This window comes from Natrialba chahannaoensis JCM 10990 (assembly GCF_000337135.1).
In the GTDB taxonomy this organism is placed as follows: domain Archaea; phylum Halobacteriota; class Halobacteria; order Halobacteriales; family Natrialbaceae; genus Natrialba; species Natrialba chahannaoensis.
The window spans coordinates 19255-34580 of record NZ_AOIN01000021.1 but is presented as its reverse complement, the minus strand read 5'-3'; the positions used below and the strand labels follow the sequence as shown (position 1 = coordinate 34580).

At 63.1% G+C, this 15326-nt stretch carries 9 protein-coding genes and 2 pseudogenes; 2 read left to right on the top strand and 9 right to left on the bottom strand.

The window, feature by feature from the left end; genetic code table 11:
- Positions 1-313: 313 nt before the first annotated feature.
- The 6 genes and pseudogenes from C482_RS02560 to cobN form a co-directional block, all read right to left on the bottom strand.
- The gene (locus C482_RS02560; protein ID WP_006165835.1) at positions 314-1240 is read right to left on the bottom strand and encodes a cobalt-precorrin-4/precorrin-4 C(11)-methyltransferase; all 927 of its coding nucleotides are present in this window, start codon (positions 1238-1240) and stop codon (positions 314-316) included.
- An 11-nt stretch (positions 1241-1251) separates the two neighbouring features.
- A pseudogene (locus C482_RS02555) lies at positions 1252-1935 on the bottom strand (cobalt-factor II C(20)-methyltransferase); the annotation flags it as partial.
- Positions 1932-2543: a precorrin-6Y C5,15-methyltransferase (decarboxylating) subunit CbiT gene (gene cbiT / locus C482_RS02550; RefSeq protein ID WP_006165832.1), complete on the bottom strand. Its 612-nt coding sequence runs from the start codon at positions 2541-2543 to the stop codon at positions 1932-1934. The gene cbiT and the pseudogene C482_RS02555, both read right to left, overlap by 4 nt.
- Positions 2544-2774: 231 nt before the next feature.
- On the bottom strand, positions 2775-3623 hold the full coding sequence (locus tag C482_RS02545; protein WP_006165830.1) for a cobalt-precorrin-7 (C(5))-methyltransferase: 849 nt from the start codon (positions 3621-3623) through the stop codon (positions 2775-2777).
- Positions 3620-4393, bottom strand: a complete 774-nt coding sequence (locus tag C482_RS02540; RefSeq protein ID WP_006165828.1) for a precorrin-8X methylmutase — start codon at positions 4391-4393, stop codon at positions 3620-3622. Before C482_RS02540 ends, C482_RS02545 begins: the two co-directional genes overlap by 4 nt.
- Positions 4386-8303, bottom strand: coding sequence for a cobaltochelatase subunit CobN (gene cobN, locus C482_RS02535; protein ID WP_006165826.1), 3918 nt, complete (start codon positions 8301-8303; stop codon positions 4386-4388). The genes C482_RS02540 and cobN overlap by 8 nt, the downstream gene beginning before the upstream one ends.
- A 34-nt stretch (positions 8304-8337) precedes the next feature.
- On the opposite strand from cobN, the gene C482_RS02530 reads away from it, so the two are divergent.
- Complete coding sequence (locus C482_RS02530) at positions 8338-10611, top strand: VWA domain-containing protein (RefSeq protein ID WP_006165824.1); 2274 nt, start codon at positions 8338-8340, stop codon at positions 10609-10611.
- Between the two features lie 206 nt (positions 10612-10817).
- Here the strand turns inward: C482_RS02530 and C482_RS02525 are convergent, their stop codons facing one another.
- The 3 genes from C482_RS02525 to C482_RS02515 all read right to left on the bottom strand — a co-directional run bounded on the left by C482_RS02525 (position 10818) and on the right by C482_RS02515 (position 13791).
- Positions 10818-12137, bottom strand: a complete 1320-nt coding sequence (locus tag C482_RS02525; RefSeq protein ID WP_006165822.1) for an MFS transporter — start codon at positions 12135-12137, stop codon at positions 10818-10820.
- 76 nt (positions 12138-12213) lie between these two features.
- Positions 12214-13497 carry an ethylbenzene dehydrogenase-related protein gene (locus C482_RS02520; protein ID WP_083858569.1) on the bottom strand — a complete coding sequence of 428 codons (1284 nt, stop codon included), beginning with the start codon at positions 13495-13497 and terminating at the stop codon, positions 12214-12216.
- 72 nt (positions 13498-13569) lie between these two features.
- A complete protein-coding gene (locus C482_RS02515; protein WP_006165815.1) occupies positions 13570-13791 on the bottom strand; it encodes a DUF7130 family rubredoxin-like protein in 222 nt (73 codons plus the stop codon).
- Between the two features lie 213 nt (positions 13792-14004).
- Here C482_RS02515 and C482_RS02510 point away from each other — a divergent pair.
- Positions 14005-15286 (top strand): annotated as a pseudogene (locus tag C482_RS02510) (amidohydrolase).
- Positions 15287-15326: the final 40 nt, after the last annotated feature.

Sequence of the window (15326 nt, the reverse complement as noted above, 5' to 3'; positions counted from 1 at the left end):
GGTATCTCACCCGCCATCCACGCGACACTGACGGACCTGCGAAGCCGCTCGAGACCCAACACCAGCACGACCAGCACTCGCTCCCCTCAAAAGCGTACATACGAATTGTTTGTTATCCCAACTTTCCTGAGGAATTATAAATGCTCTGATTGAAATGGCTTAGCCGTGACCCGATGTCGGATGTAGATGACAGCAGAATGGTGGCCGACGAGTGTGACGCAAGACGAGTAGAGCGGTTGGAACGAGAGAGGAACAGGTAAACGACACCGGACGCGGTGGCCCGAGGTTTTGTTGGTCCCAAACAGCAACCGAGTCAGTCAGACGACTCCGTGCTGCCTCGGGTGGCCCAGTCGCCATAGAGGAACGACCGTTCGTAACCCGCACCGGTTACCGCCTCACCGATAACGACCAACGCCGAGGCACGGTAGCCCGCCTCCTCGACACGATCCGCAATGTCACCGATCGACCCGACGAGCACGTCTTCGTCCGGCCAGGAGGCGTGGTAGATAACTGCGACCGGCGTCTCGGGATCGTGTCCATCGGCAAGCAGGCGATCCATCGTCTCACGGACAGCGTGAGTTCCGAGATAGATGCACGTCGTCACGTCGCCCATTTCAACGAACTCGGAGATGTGGTCTTCCTCGGGAGTGAGCGTCTTCCCCTGTGGCCGGGTAAACGCGACGTGATTCGAAACCTCGTTGAGCGTTAACTGTGTCCTGAGCGTGGCGCTGGCCGCAAACGCCGAGGTAACTCCCGGGACGAGGTAAGTGGGAACGCCTTCGTGTTCCAGCGCGTCCATCTGCTCGAGTGCAGCGCCGTAGATCGCGGGGTCGCCGCTGTGAAGTCGAACCACGTTCCGGCCGTCCTCGTAGGCATCCCGCATTAGCGGAATGAGTTCCTCCAGGTCCTTTCCGACAGAGTTTACGAGGTCGGCGTGGTCGCAGTACTCGTCTAACAGTTCGCTGTTGACCAGCGAGCCCGCATGGACAACCAGATCGGCCTCCTCGAGGAGTTCCATTCCGGCGACGGTCAACAGCCGCGGGTTACCCGGGCCGGCACCGACGAACGGAACCCCGTCCTGCTGATCACCGGCGCTGTGCTCGACGATTCGGTCGTCGAGCGCCGCACGGCGGCGCTCGCTCTGGGCGTCAATCGCCGCCTGCGGATCGTCAGCGGGTCCGTCATCACTGGCGGATGCATCGTCATCGGTAGGTCCGCCGGACACACCATCAGCAGTCATTGGTGACCCCCACGCTGGAACGCCGCCGTCGGTGACTCGATTTCGAGATCCTGCCGCTCGGCGTACGCCAGCGTGTAGTAATCTCGTTCGGCCAACTCCGTGGGATCGTCCGTGATGAGCGTCTCGCCCTGCTCCATGAAAAGTCGCCGTCCGTATCGAACGTCGTACCCTGCCTCGATCAGCCCCTCGTGAGTCGCGGGCGCGTCAGTCACCTTGAAGAGGATCATCCGATCCGGACCAGTCGGGCTCGCACCGTTGGCCGCCTCGCGCAGCGAGAGACCCGCACCCGCCTCGATCTCGACACCAAGCGCCGTCGCGAACGCCGTCATCGCGGAGACACCCGGAACGATTTCGAGGTCCACGTCGGAGTGAAAGGCCTCGAGCGTCCGTCGAAGATGACCGAACGTCGAGTAGACGTTCGGATCACCGAGCGTAACGAACGCAACATCGCCTTCACGAGCCTTCGGCGCGACCACCTCGGCCGCTTCCTTCCAGGCTCGACGGAGTTTCTCCTCGTCTTTCGTCATCGGAAAGTCGAGGTCGCCGATCGCATCCTCGTCGACGTACTCGAGTGCGACCGATCGTGAGAGGCGGCCGGGCGAGTAGACGATGTCGGCGCGCTCGAGGAGTTGTTTGCCACGGACGGTGACGAGGTCGGCCTCGCCGGGACCGAGTCCGATGCCGTAGAGCGTCATTGGGAGTCCTCCGCGGCGCTGTCTGTGTCGGTTTCACCGTCGCCCGTCTCGGTCACGGCTGACGTAGCCGAGCCGACAAGCATGTAGACCGGATTTTCCGAGTTGAAACTCGTTGCACCTGCGAGTTCGTAGCCGTGACTGACCTGCAACTGGACGACCTCCTCGAGAAGGTCTCGGTCGCGGAAGGCCTCGACTGCATCACCGGCGACCTCGAGTCGCGAGACGTTCATCACGATGCGGTCGATGCCGAGTTCCACGGCGCGGTCGAGGACGGCCTCGAAATTGCGACTGCCGCCGAGGAAGATGGCGTCCGCGTCGGCCGGGATTCCTGCCGGTGCTGCCTCGTTCACGAGGTCAACATCGGCAGTAACCTCGTCCTCGTTCGCTGCGAGATTCTGCTCGGTGACGGCGAGACGGTCCTCCTTGCGTTCGATCGCGGTGACACGCCCACTGTATCGTGCCGCCTCAATCGTTACTGCTCCCGTACAAGAGCCGACGTCGACGAAGTGGTCGGTGGACTCGAGTGCGAGTTTGCCCAGAACCACCGAGCGTACCTCGGGCTTTGTCGGCCCTGCCTTGGCGTCGTGTGGAAGCGCGATAGCAGACATCGTGCGACCAATCTTCCGCAGGCACTAAATCAATTTTCTTTGTTCTATAACAATCGAGCTTGTTAGTCCGAGCAGCGGAGCCAGGCGGCAGGGAGACGAGAGTGAACGGAGAGTGAGAACGGGAACCGGAACGGAAAAGAACGGAAAAGGGAGCCGGAACGAGAACGGAAACAGTGGGAGGGCCGCTGTCAGCGGATTCGGTCACCACATCCGATCAGTCGACGAGCCCGGTTACTCGACCGGAACTGGCTGTCGCACCGCGAGCACGATCAGATCGGAGAACGGCGTCTCCTCGGGACCGGTGCCGCCGGCGTACACCGCCAGTTCGTCCAGCGTGAAGCGGTGGCACTGCTCGTCGTCGTGGGTGAGTTTCTCCAGAACGAGTGCCTCGAGATCGCCGTCCGCTCCCTGTTCGAGCAGGAAGTCGGCGATGTCGCCGGGCATCCGGTCGTAGGGACGCGGCAACACGAGCAGGTGTCTGTTCTCGACGGCTGCAGCAAGGCGATCCATATCGGACGCCAACGAGCCGCTCTTGTGGAGAGTGACGAACTCGGTGTCCTCCATCGGCGTTCGAGCACGGCTGGCGGCCAACTGGAGCGAAGAGATTCCGGGAACGACACGCACCGGACTATCTGCCGATTCCGATGATGATTCCGATGCCGATGCTGATTCCAAGGCAGACGCGACAGCGTCCTGCACTTTGCCGACGAACTGGTAGCCGGAGTGGTTCGGATCGCCCATCAGAACCGCCGTTCCGCGCTCGCCCGCGGCGACGCGCTCGCCAAACGCCTCGAGGGCAGCCGCTTCGTCCTTGTACCCACAGGTGAGCAGGTCAGCGTCCGTTCGGTCCTCGATAAACTCCACGACGGTCGAGAAGCCGACGACAACATCGGCCTCGCGGATCGCACGCTCACCGCGCGGGGTGAGATACTCGAGATTACCGGGGCCAATACCGACAGCGTAGACTGGCGACAACTCGTCGTCCGCCCCACTGTTCGATGTCTCGAAGTCCGTCTCGGCCGCTGCAGCGGCGACTGTTGCCGGATCTGGGCCGGCATCCAGATCGTACTCGTCGCTCATTCGTTTGTCTCCGTTGTGGCACTTGTCGGCTTTCGGTTCCGGGTACCATCACGGTCGAGGGCGAGTTCAAGCTCGCCGTTTCGCACGTCCGACGCGACGTGAATCAACTCGTTCGTTAGCGCCGCAGCGAGCCCGCTGCCGCCGCGCCGTCCGACGTTCGTCACTGCCGGGACACCGTACGTTTCACTGACCGCACGAATGCGGTCGCGGCTCTCCTCGGCCTTGACAAAACCGACTGGCGTCGCCACGATCACGGCCGGCCGCGTCCCGTTCTCGATACAATCTGCAAGCGCGAACGCAGCCGTCGGCGCGTTGCCGACAACGGCGATCGATCCGTCATAGACGCCCTGTTTATCGAGTTCGAGCACCGACGCGGCGGTACGGGTCATTCCCGTCTCGGCCGCCAGCTCAGCGCCGTTACCGATCGCCTTGCGCTTCTCACAGTCATGGCCGCGGCCCGTGATGCCTGCTTTCGCCATCGTAATGTCCGTCACGATAGTTGCCTCGTCGAGCACCGCTCGCGCGCCGGCACGGACTGGCGCGTCCTCGTCGCCGTGCTCGTCCCCGGTGAACTCGAGTAGGTGCTGAAATTCGATGTCACCCATCGAGTGGACGGACTTCTGTCGCAGCCTATCGGCGAGCGTCTCGTCGGGGACGAACTGCCGAACGATGTCCATGCTGGTCTCGGCGATGTCCATGGCGTTCTGGGTGGTTGCGCCGAGGTCGGCGTACGCTTCCTCGACGGAATGGTCACCTTTGCCATCAGTCATCGGTGGACACCTCCGAACCCACGGCCTCGTTCGTCGTTCGAGCCTCGAGATCGCCGTCAACAGTGAGGTTGAGATCGCGCAGGCGGTCGGCAGTCTCCTCGTCGGCGTCCCAGAGGTCGCGGTCGATCGCCTCGAGCAACGTGTCGGTGATGGACTCGAGTGCCCACGGGTTCACGTCGCGCATCCACTCTTGACGCTCAGCGTCGAAGGCGTACGCCTCGGCGACATCTGACCAGAGACGGTCCGAGATGACGCCGGCGGTCGCGTCCCAGCCGAGGGTCACGTCGACCGTCGTCGAGAGGTCGCCAGCGCCTTTGTAGCCGTGTTCCTCCATAGATTCGAGCCAGTCGGGGTTCAGCACCCGGGCGCGCATCGCCTTCCGGACCTTCTCCTCGTTGGTGTAGACATCGACGTTGTCAGGGTCCGAGGAGTCGCCGACGTAAGAGGCGGGCTCTTCGCCCGCGATTTCGCTCACAGCGGAGATGAAGCCGCCGTGGAAGGCGTACCAATCCGAGGAGTCGAACTCGTCCTGTTCCATCGTGTCCTCGAGCTTGACGGTGGCGTCGACACTCGAGAGCCGTCGCTCGAAGGCGTCGTGGGCGTCCGAAACCCGACCTCTGGAGCCCATCGCGTAGCCACCCCACTGGACGTAGACCGAGGCGAGGTCTGAACGGTCGTCCCAGTTGCCCTCGTCGACAGCCTTGTTCGTCCCAGCGCCGTAGCCGCCGGGTTTCGTGGTGAAGACGCGGTGTTTGGCGGCCGTTCGAGCGTCGGCCTCGTCGAGACCCTCGGACTCGAGTTCGGCCTGTTCCTCCTCGACGTGTTTCTTCACGTAGTTCATCTCGTGCGGTTCGTCGAGGTCGACAACGGCGTCGACGGCGTCGTGGATGACGCCTGCCGCGGCGGGGAACGCATCCCGGAAGAGTCCGGAGACGCGCGTCGTCACGTCGATTCTGGGCCGTCCCAGTTCGTCGAGCGGAATCGGTTCCACGTCGTCGATTCGGCCTGCATCGGTCCACTGCGGTTCGACGCCCATCATCGCGAGCACCTGGGCGATGGTCTCCCCGCGGGTGCGTACCGTCGGGGTACCCCAGGCGACGACGCCGATCTCTTCGGGATATTCATCGTTTTCGGCGTGATGTCGATCAAGGACGCCCGCCGCGACCTCCCGACCCACTTGCCAGGCTGGCTTCGCGGGTACCTTGCGCGGGTCGAGCGTGTAGAAGTTTCGCGCCGTGGGCAACAGATCGACGCCGCCGCGGGTCGGCGCGCCGGAACCGCCTGGTGGAACGTACTCGCCCGAGAGCGCGTCCGCGGTACGCGGAATCTCGTCTTCTGCGCCCTGCACGCGGGGCTGGGCCTCCTCACAGATGTACGCAAGTGCTTTCCGGAGGTCGTCGTGCGCGCCCGATTCAGCACGCGCGTCGCCGATCGTTTCGAGGTCGACGACGAGCAGGTTCATGTTCACTTCGTCCTCGGGACCGGATTCGCGCTCGGATTCAGGGACGTCGAACTCGTGCTCGGCCAGCGTCTCGACCAGTTCGAGACTGGTCTCGTGAACCGTATCGGCAGCCTCGGCGTAGGTCATGCCGAGGTCGTCGTCGTAGGTCCCTGGCGAGTTGAGCATCGCCTCGTAGTCCACGCCCAGCACGCCGGCGACACTCTCACGCAGGCTCGGCGCGCCTGGGTTCTCGAGTCGGGTGAGCGCGACGAGGTACTCGACGAGGCGCTCGTCTGCGGGCGGTTCAGACATTGTGTGTAGCCCTAGCCGGATCTGGGTCGTCTTGACATCGGTGAGGTACTCGTGGATGCGTTCGACCAGTTCATCGATCTCGAGGTCGTCGCCTGCCACCTCGCCTTCGGCAAGCGTCGATCCAGCTTCGTCAGGTCCACGAACATCGGCTTTCTCGCTGATTTCGCCGGTGATACCCAACTCGACCGCGAGATCCAACTCGTCGACTGTCTCGCGGATAAGGGTCTCGAGGTGCTCGCCATCGTCTGCGCGGGCGTCTTCCATGCCGGCCTCGCGATACTGATTCGCCAACTCCTCAAGTTCAGCCAGTTCGTCGTAGGTGCCGGCGTTTCGCATCACTGGCGTGAGGTAGTCGACGATGGCGGCGTACGAACGCCGTTTCGCCTGCGTTCCCTCGCCCGGGTTGTTGACGATATACGGGTAGACGTTGGGAATGTCGTCGATCAGCTGGTCGGGTGCACTCTCGCCGTCGAGGCCGACGGTCTTGCCGGGGAGCCACTCGAGACTACCGTGGGTTCCGAGGTGCACAACGCCATCGGCCTCGAACGTATTCCGGAGCCAACCGTAGAAGGCGTAGTAGTCGTGTGGCGGCTGCAGATCCGAGTCGTGGTAGACCTTCGAGGGGTCCATCCCGAATCCGCGCGGGGGCTGAACCGTGACGAGGACATTGCCAAACTGGGCTCCCGGTATCGCAAACGGTCTGTCGGGCACCTCGCCCCACTCCTCGATGATGTTCTCCTGAAACCGTTCGTCAGCCTCGGCGAACCACGATTCGTAGGTGTCGGGTGCAACCACGTCGACCGAGAGGTCACGAACGTCCTCGGGGGCGACCCAGCGGTCCTCGAGCGTCAGTTGTGAGGTTAGCGTCTCGACGAGGGACTGGCCGCTGTCCGGGAAGTCTCCGTCAAGGTCGTAGCCTCGCCGATCCAGTTCGCCCAGCAGATTAACCGTGCTCTCGGGGCTGTCGAGCCCGAACGCGGTGCCGATCCCGTCGTCGCTCGGCGGGTAGTTGTGCAGGACGACGGCCACGTTCTTCTCTTCGTTCGGCGTGTGGCGCAGCGTTGCCCAGTTAACCGCGAGCCGGGTCGCGTGGTCGATCCGATCCTCGATCGGGAAGTGGTGCTTCGGTGCGCTTCCGATACCGGCTTCGTCACTGGTGCGCTCCTTGCCCGAGATGGGGTGGGTGATGACGTTGCCGTCGAACTCCGGTAGCGCGACAGAGAGTGCGAGTTCGAAGCCCATCACGCCGGTGTCGCTCGACTGGTAGCGAGAGCGCGAGCGCATCGTCGTGATCGTCTGGAGGACCGGCACACCGAGCCGATCGAGGAAGACGTCCGCAGCGGAACTGCCCTCGTCACTTGCACTGCGGCCGCGCTCGTCCATCGAGAGGGAGAACATGAACGAAGAGAGCACGGCGTCGACGAGCGGGTCGCCCGCATCGTCGATCAGCCACTCGTCAGTCACCCACTCCGCATCTTCCTGTTCGTCGGTGTCCGTTGCCGGATTACAGAAAATCGGCAGCGCGTTCGCGCCCTGCTCCTCGAGTGCCCGGACCTGCGCGTCCACGTAGCGGGTGTTTTCGTGTGTCCAATGGGACTCGTAGAACCAGACCGCGACGGTCGGCTGCTCAGGGTCGTGCGTCTCGAGTAGGTCCTCGTACTCGATGCCGGGATAATCGGGGTGGTAGACGCCCTCCGTCGGGAGGGAAGTCGGGTCGTCGTACTCGACCTTCTGGACGGTGTCAGCGTCCGGGTCGGCAACCGCGAACTCGGCCGCCAGAAACCGACATAGATTCGCGACGTTGATTGTCCCCCCTTTTTCGAGATACTCGTAAGCGAGATCCCGCTGTGTCGCCGGGATGGTCGTATCCTCGACGGCGAACGCATCGCCGGTCGACTTGACGATAAGTGGCACGCCGGCATCCGCGAGTGCCCCCGTCGCGTACTCGTAGCCCGGCATGCTGTCCTCAGCGCCGTGCAGCCAGAAAATCGCTGCCGCGGCGTCGGTCAGTTCCTCAACGAACTCCTCGATTTCGGCCTCCTCGGAGAGGTCGCTCTCCGAGCGGACGACGAGGTCGATCCCCTCGAGTCTGTCCGCGGCTCGGCCGATCGAGCCAAGCTCGTTCTCGGTCGCGGTGTAGATGCCGATCCGTGTCATCGAATATTTAAACCTCTGTTGTATTATCGCAACTATGGTTGCAGAGTCCGGGTGCAAAAAGCTATCGTCACTGCCTTTCCCGGCAATCGTCGGCCAGAAGGAACTCAAACGGGTGCTGCTGGCTGCAGCGGTCGACGACGACCTGGACGGTGCACTCATCACGGGCGAGAAAGGAACTGCGAAGTCGACGACAGTTCGCGCATTGGTCGACCTCCTTCCCGAACAGCCGACGGTTTCGGACTGCCCCTACGGCTGTGCACCGGATGAGCCGCGACTGCAGTGTGAAGAGTGTCGGAACCGCGAGGAGCCGCCGGTCGAACTGCAGACACCACCGCTGGTAACGCTCCCACTGGGAGCCACCCGTGACCGGGTCGTCGGTACCCTCTCAGTCGAGAACGCGATGGCCGGCGAAACCGCGTTCGACCCCGGTCTGCTCGCCCGCGCACATCGTGGTATTCTCTACGTTGACGAGGTCAATCTGCTCGACGACCACATCGTCGATGTCATCCTCGACGTCGCCGCACGCGGCGTCAACACGGTCGAACGCGACGGCGTCAGCGTCTCACACCCCGCGGAGTTCACCCTGATCGGGACGATGAATCCCGAGGAGGGGGATCTCCGACCACAACTTCGCGACCGGTTCGCTCTGCAGGCGACAGTCGAAGGCGCGACAGCAATCGACGACCGAGTCGAGATCATCGACCGGGCGTTCGACGCCTCGACGGAGAACAAAGCAACGAATCCCGCCGACGAGTACGCGACCGACACCGAGGCGCTTCGGTCGACCCTCGTGGACGCGCGATCGCGTCTGTCCTCGGTCTCGATCCCCGACGATCGAAAGGCAGAGATCGCGGAACTCTGTCTCGACGCCGGCGTGGACGGCCACCGCGGCGATATCGCAACTGCCCGAACCGCAAGAGCCCTCGCCGCACTCGATGGGCGCTTGACCGTCACCGAATCAGACGTACACGAGGCCGCCACCTTCGCACTTCCGCACCGACTCCGGAGTACGCCCTTCGAAGAGGCACCCGAACTCGAGGACCTGCTCAACGAACACTTCGATGACGCGACAGCGCAGGACGACGGCGCGACGGATGGGAGCGAACAGCCGGATCGAGAAGGTGACTCGGAGACGGGCTCAGCGTCAGAATCGGACGCGGAGTCAGACTCAGACCCGAACGAAAATGGAGGGTCGGAGTCCGGAGAGGGTGACCACGGCAGTTCTGCCGATTCCGGAGACGACAGTGGTGGTGACGGTGACGGCACCGAACAGCCACCCGAATCCGGCCCAGAAACGGACACGAAGCCGAACGCAAACGGTGACCGCGACGATGCCGGTCGCACCGATGACCCTGACGGGAACGCGAGTACTCCCCAGTCGACAAACGCGGCGGGCGATACGAGAACAGACGGCGATGAAGGCGAACAACAAGGTGGCGAGTCCCGACCCGACGAGGAGTCCAGCGGCGACGAAACCGCAACCCCGCTCGTCCCCGGTCAGCGCCAGCACGCCGTCGACGTTGGCGATGCGGTCGCACCGAACCTGAACAACCAGGCCACGTCCGCCGAGCAAGACGCAGCAGGCGATGGAGCGCGAGGGCGTGCAACACCGAGCACGGCCAACCGCGGCGCGCGTGTCCGTACCGAGCGCGCATCAACGGCGGCAGGTGATCCCATCGACGCCGCCGCGTCGGTTCGCGCTGCCGCCAACCGCGGTCGCTCCCAGGTCGAACGCGACGACCTTCGAACCGCCGTCCGAGAAGGGACGACCTCAGCCACGATCGTCTTCGTCGTCGACGCCAGCGCGTCAATGCGGCCGGCGATGCGCGCCGCGAAAGGCGTCGTACTCGAGTTGCTCCGCGAGAGCTACCAGCGGCGCGACGAGGTTGCGTTTGTCGCCTTTGCAGGCAAGGATGCCGAGGTGTTGTTACCACCGACAGCGAGCGTCGAGTTGGCTGCACGCCATCTCAAGGAGTTACCGTCGGGCGACCGCACGCCGCTCGCGGCGGGGCTCAAGACGGGCCACAGCGTCGTCGAACGGGCAGCGACGGAGACGGCGATCGTCGTGCTCGTGACCGACGGGAAGGAGAACGTCGCGGAGGCACCGACGAATGCGGTTCGAACGGCGGCGCGGCGACTCGAGCAGGCCGCCGACGATGTCGTTGTCGTCGACGCTGGCGACGACGACCGCGTTGGACTCGCGTCGCTGATTGCGGGCGAGACGGGCGGTGAACACGTGCCGCTATCCGCACTGACGGCCGACCACGTGCGGTCGGTCGCCGAGACGGCGACGAGAGAGAACTCGTAGGGAGCCGAACAACGGATTCGATGGCGAACTCGAATCGAACTCGAGTGTCGTGTGTGAGTATGTGCTCGGTACTCGAGTAGCCCCATACCCGTTCGGTCCGTTTGTCCGAGGAATCGACGCTGGTTCTCAAGATGCGGTTTACTGAACGGGAGAGCAACGGAGCATAGTTTGACCAGCTGCGAACGAACCGAGAAACAAGCTCGACGTTACTGGTACGCTTCGAACTCCTTGCCGTAGAGCAAGAAGTAGGCGACACCGATCAGTCCGATAATCGAAGCGAGGGTGAACGACACTTCTGGCGTGACGTACTGCCAGAGGAAGCCGCCGAGCGCACCACTCGGGATGACGATTGCACCACGTACGAGGTAGTACGAACCGGTAACGCGGCCACCTGCGTCTTTCTCAGCGGGACCGACGATCAACGCCTTGTGAGCCGGCAGACCGGCGAACCGGAGTCCTGAAAAAGCGAAGAGAGCGATAAACAGCAAAGCGTTGTCCTCTGGGGCGGAGATGAGCATCACCGGGAAAATTGCGTAGACGAAGAACCCGAGTGCCACGACCGGCTTGAGGCCTGTGTACTCGGCGATTTTAGCTACCGGTGCCATAGTGAGCAGCGCGACCAACATCTCGATGCTGAGGAGGACACCGAAGAACGCGGCCGGTGAGAGGTCGACTGCGCCGATCACAGGGAGCGTGAGCGAGAGACCAATCCCCTTCTCGAATGTGATCACGAGGATAAAGAACGCGTACACCATGCCGTTGGCGAACCGGACCAGTGCGTCCGAGACCAGCAGTGGACGCAGTTCATCCGGCAGCGCCCGCAGGTCGTCAACGACCTGGCCGACGCCCTGGAACTCCTTGCCGAGCGTGTCCTGATCGGTCTCGTAGAGGAAGTGTTGGATGATCGTCCCAAGCAGCGCGAAGATGATCCCAATGACGAGCACCCACAGGAAACCGGGCATGAGTTCGTCAACCACGAGCACGGCGACGATCAGCGGCGCGATCAGGAACGCCATCCGTCGGAACGTCTCCGTGCTCGCGAAGCCACGCGCCAGGTGGCCGGGTTCCGTCGCTTGCTTCACGATGGCGTAGTGGCCGCCGATTCCGAACGATTTCCAGCACTGGGCCAGCAGGAGGCCGACGAAGACCCAGACCCACGGCTCGACGGCGACGACACCAAGGTCAATAGTGGGAACGTACGCGGCAGCGAGCCAGATCGCAAAGCCAAACGTCGAGAGAAAGCCGAACACCGTCAGGGCGTATCGCGAGCCGACGCGGTCGGAGACGGCCCCGCCGTAGTAGGGGTACACCGCCCCGATGACGTTTCCGAGAGTTGCGAACAGACCGACGACGAAGCCGCCTGCGCCCAGATAGAAGAGGTAGTCCGGAATGAACCGATTCGTCATCTGGAATCCCAGACTGAACGCAAACATCGCCAGCGAGAGCACCAGCACATCTCGGCGAAGGGAGAAAAACTGCCGGAAGGCGTCGATCGGGCCAGCAACTTCGGCTTGCTGTTGGGCCATACGAAAACGTGAACTGGGGGTTACTAAGACGTTGTTGTTACAGCAGTCATGACAGACCAGATTTCAAAGACGTTCTTCAGAACTCCTCAGCAGCAAGAAATGTCTCCGGGTCGTTTTCGTACAGCTCCCACATCGTAACCGTTCCATCACGAACGTCCGCGGCGCGCGGATGGTCTGCGTCCACGAGATCGTCCCAGATGAGAATCCCCGGGAAGATGAGCGGAATCGTATACGACTTGATCGACGACCATGACGGCGTCTCGCCGCTGTATTCGCTAGCGACCAGTTCGGTCGTCCCCTCGGTGTACTGTGACCCCGGATAGTCTGGTTCCACGCCGAGACCCAACTTGTACGGATAGCCGGCCCAATGCCAGCGTTTTCCCGCACCGTGGTGGATCGCCGGCGACCACGTGTAGACCTCACCCGACTCGAGTTGGGTCGTATCTGTGGGATAGTCCGTCTCCAGGTCGCGCCACATCTCGACGGTCCACTCGCCATCGGCCCACGTACCGGTCGCTTGCCAGTCCGCCGCGCTGCCGTGTGGCTCCTGTAGCGGTCGGCGCGGGATCATCGCGCCCTCCCACTCGGCAACCGACGGATCAAATTCGACTGCGTCGTCCAACTCGAGTGCGTACGTGCCGTCTTGTTGGTCTGGAATGGTACCGTCACGGATTTCGTGGTAGTCGAGTGCGCCGCCGTCGACGACCGCCGGGTCCCACATGAGTTCGGGGCCGTCGTCGGGAGTCCACGACTGGGTCGTGTAGGTGTTTCGTCCCTGATCGCTGTGGCGGTAGTCGAGGATGTGGTGGTCCGTGCCGTATCCCTTCGGATTGCTGCGGTGGGCCCGCCACATGGGCAGATCGAGGAAGACGCCGTCGGATTTGAGCTGTTCGAGCTCGGCCTGCGGGCGAATCGTCTCCCAGTCGTTCTCCCACCAGTCGCCCGTACAGGCCTGTGGGATGTACTTCCGAATGTCCGTCTTGTCGAGTCCGTCGAACCCAAAGTGCTCGTCGTTCTGCACGGTCTCTGTCGGAACTTCACTGGGCAGGCTCCGCATGCCGTAGTGTGCGGTCAGCCAGCCGCCGAACTGCTCGAACCCCTCGACGGAGCCGTCGTCGAGGAGGAAGCTGACCCTGTCCTCGTAGAAACCGGTGTGGTCCTCGTCACTGCGGTGTGGGACCCACGGCGACGGCTCGGCGAAGCGCTCCCAAGAGCCGTCGCGATAGACGAGCATGTCGTGCAGCCAGCCGCCCGGGTCCGGCTGCTCCCATCTGAACCGAAAGAAAATCCGCTCGTCGTTGTAGGCAATCTGCGTCTGCAACCGTTTGAGCGTCGTCTTGGGAGTCCAGTCCGAAGGCACACCAGCATACGCGGACGCAGCGTACTTGAATCAGTGTGTTGGCACTCCGTTCACCGTGAGCTGGCCCAGCGATCAGTCTTCTTCCCAGTAGTACAGATCTTCTTTCGGTGCACTGCAGTTGGGACACTCGTCCGGCAAGTCCTCCTCGAGTTCCCCCATCTCGCCACAGTCCTGGCAGCGCCACATGATGTAGCTCGGCTCGGTCGAGTCGTGTGGCTCGCCGATCGGAATTTCGGTTTCTTCCATCTTGTCGACGCCGGCTTTGGTTCGCAGCGGATCGTTGTCGGGACGCATCACATCCACAGCTACAGCAGTGGTATGGTAAAACATAGCGGATAGGATCACATGTATCCGTCACTGTATTTTGAAGGAACCACCAACCCACAGGTACCGACACCGCACAGTCGGAGTCGAAGATGGACCAGGTAGGTCGAACGTGGATTGTGTAGAAGGCGTACGCGATTTCCGACCACAATTAAGTGATCACTGTTCGTAGACGCCACCACGATGGCTACCGATGTGCACACCCGTGTCGTCGATCTCCGACGAGCGTTCCATCGCCACCCGGAACCCGGCTGGCGCGAGTTCAAAACGACCGCCCGCGTCGTCTCCGAACTCGAGTCCCTCGGCGTCGACGAAATCGCAGTCGGCCGGGATGCGCTCGCCACCGAGGAGCGAATGGCGGTTCCGTCCGAGGATGAACTCGAGCCGTGGCTCGAGCGAGCGCGAGCCGCGGGTGTACGCGAGGACGTACATCGAGAAGACTGCCGGCGGCTACACCGGTGCAATCGCGGTCCTCGAACAGGGTGAGGGTTCAACGGTCGGGTTGCGCGTCGATCTCGACGCGATTTCGATGACGGAGTCGGCGGCCGACGACCACCGACCGACAGCCGAGGAGTTCCGCTCGGAGCACGAGGGGTACATGCACGCTTGCGGGCACGACGCACATATCGCAATTGCGCTGGGCACGATTCAGGCGGTGCAAGCAAGCGACTTCAGCGGGACGCTCAAAGTCTTCTTCCAGCCCGCAGAAGAGATTTCGGGCGGCGGGAAGGCGATGGCCGAGAGCGGCTATCTCGACGGCGTGGACTACCTGTTCGCGCCACACATCGGTCTGGGTCACCCAACCGGCGAAATCGTCGCCGGCATCGAGAAGCCGCTGGCGATGGCCCACCTGACGGCCACCTTTGAGGGGGCGAGCGCCCACGCCGGAAAGGCCCCGAACGAGGGCGGAAACACGATGCAGGCCGCCGCGACGGCGATCCAGAACGCCTACGCGATCCCGCGCCACAGCGAGGGGATGACCAGGGTGAACGTCGGCTACATCGAGGGCGGCACGGCGAGCAACGTCATCGCAGAGGAGCTCACGATCCAGGCCGAAGTTCGCGGCGAAACCACGGGATTGATGGAGTACATGCGCACCGAACTCGAGCGCGTGCTCTACGCGGCGGCGGAGATGCACGACTGCGACGTCACACCGCGCGTTATCAGTGAATCGCCGCGAGCAGACAGTGATCCGGCCTTGCGCGACCTCGTCAGCGCCGTCGCGCGGCAGACGCAGGGCGTCGACCAGGTGATCGGAACGACCGAGTTCGGCGTCAGTGAGGATGTCACCTACCTGATGGAGCGCGTGCAGGACGACGGCGGACTGGCCTCCTACCTGCTCGTCGGCTCGGACCATCCGACGAACCACCACACGCCGACGTTCGACATCGACGAAGCGAGCCTCGAAATCGGCGTGCGCGTTCTTTCCGATGCAGTTCGTGAGTGTGCACGGCAGCAGCCCTGACCCACACCTGTCTTCTGGCAGTCATGTCGGTCGGATCAGA

Coding starts and splice junctions, on each gene's coding strand:
- cobN (WP_006165826.1), bottom strand. CDS start 8,303: ATGACACGGATCGGCATCTACACCGCGACCGAGAACGAGCTTGGCTCG.
- cbiT (WP_006165832.1), bottom strand. CDS start 2,543: ATGTCTGCTATCGCGCTTCCACACGACGCCAAGGCAGGGCCGACAAAG.
- C482_RS02540 (WP_006165828.1), bottom strand. CDS start 4,393: ATGACTGATGGCAAAGGTGACCATTCCGTCGAGGAAGCGTACGCCGAC.
- C482_RS02560 (WP_006165835.1), bottom strand. CDS start 1,240: ATGACTGCTGATGGTGTGTCCGGCGGACCTACCGATGACGATGCATCC.
- C482_RS02525 (WP_006165822.1), bottom strand. CDS start 12,137: ATGGCCCAACAGCAAGCCGAAGTTGCTGGCCCGATCGACGCCTTCCGG.
- C482_RS02515 (WP_006165815.1), bottom strand. CDS start 13,791: ATGCGTCCCGACAACGATCCGCTGCGAACCAAAGCCGGCGTCGACAAG.
- C482_RS02530 (WP_006165824.1), top strand. CDS start 8,338: ATGGTTGCAGAGTCCGGGTGCAAAAAGCTATCGTCACTGCCTTTCCCG.
- C482_RS02545 (WP_006165830.1), bottom strand. CDS start 3,623: ATGAGCGACGAGTACGATCTGGATGCCGGCCCAGATCCGGCAACAGTC.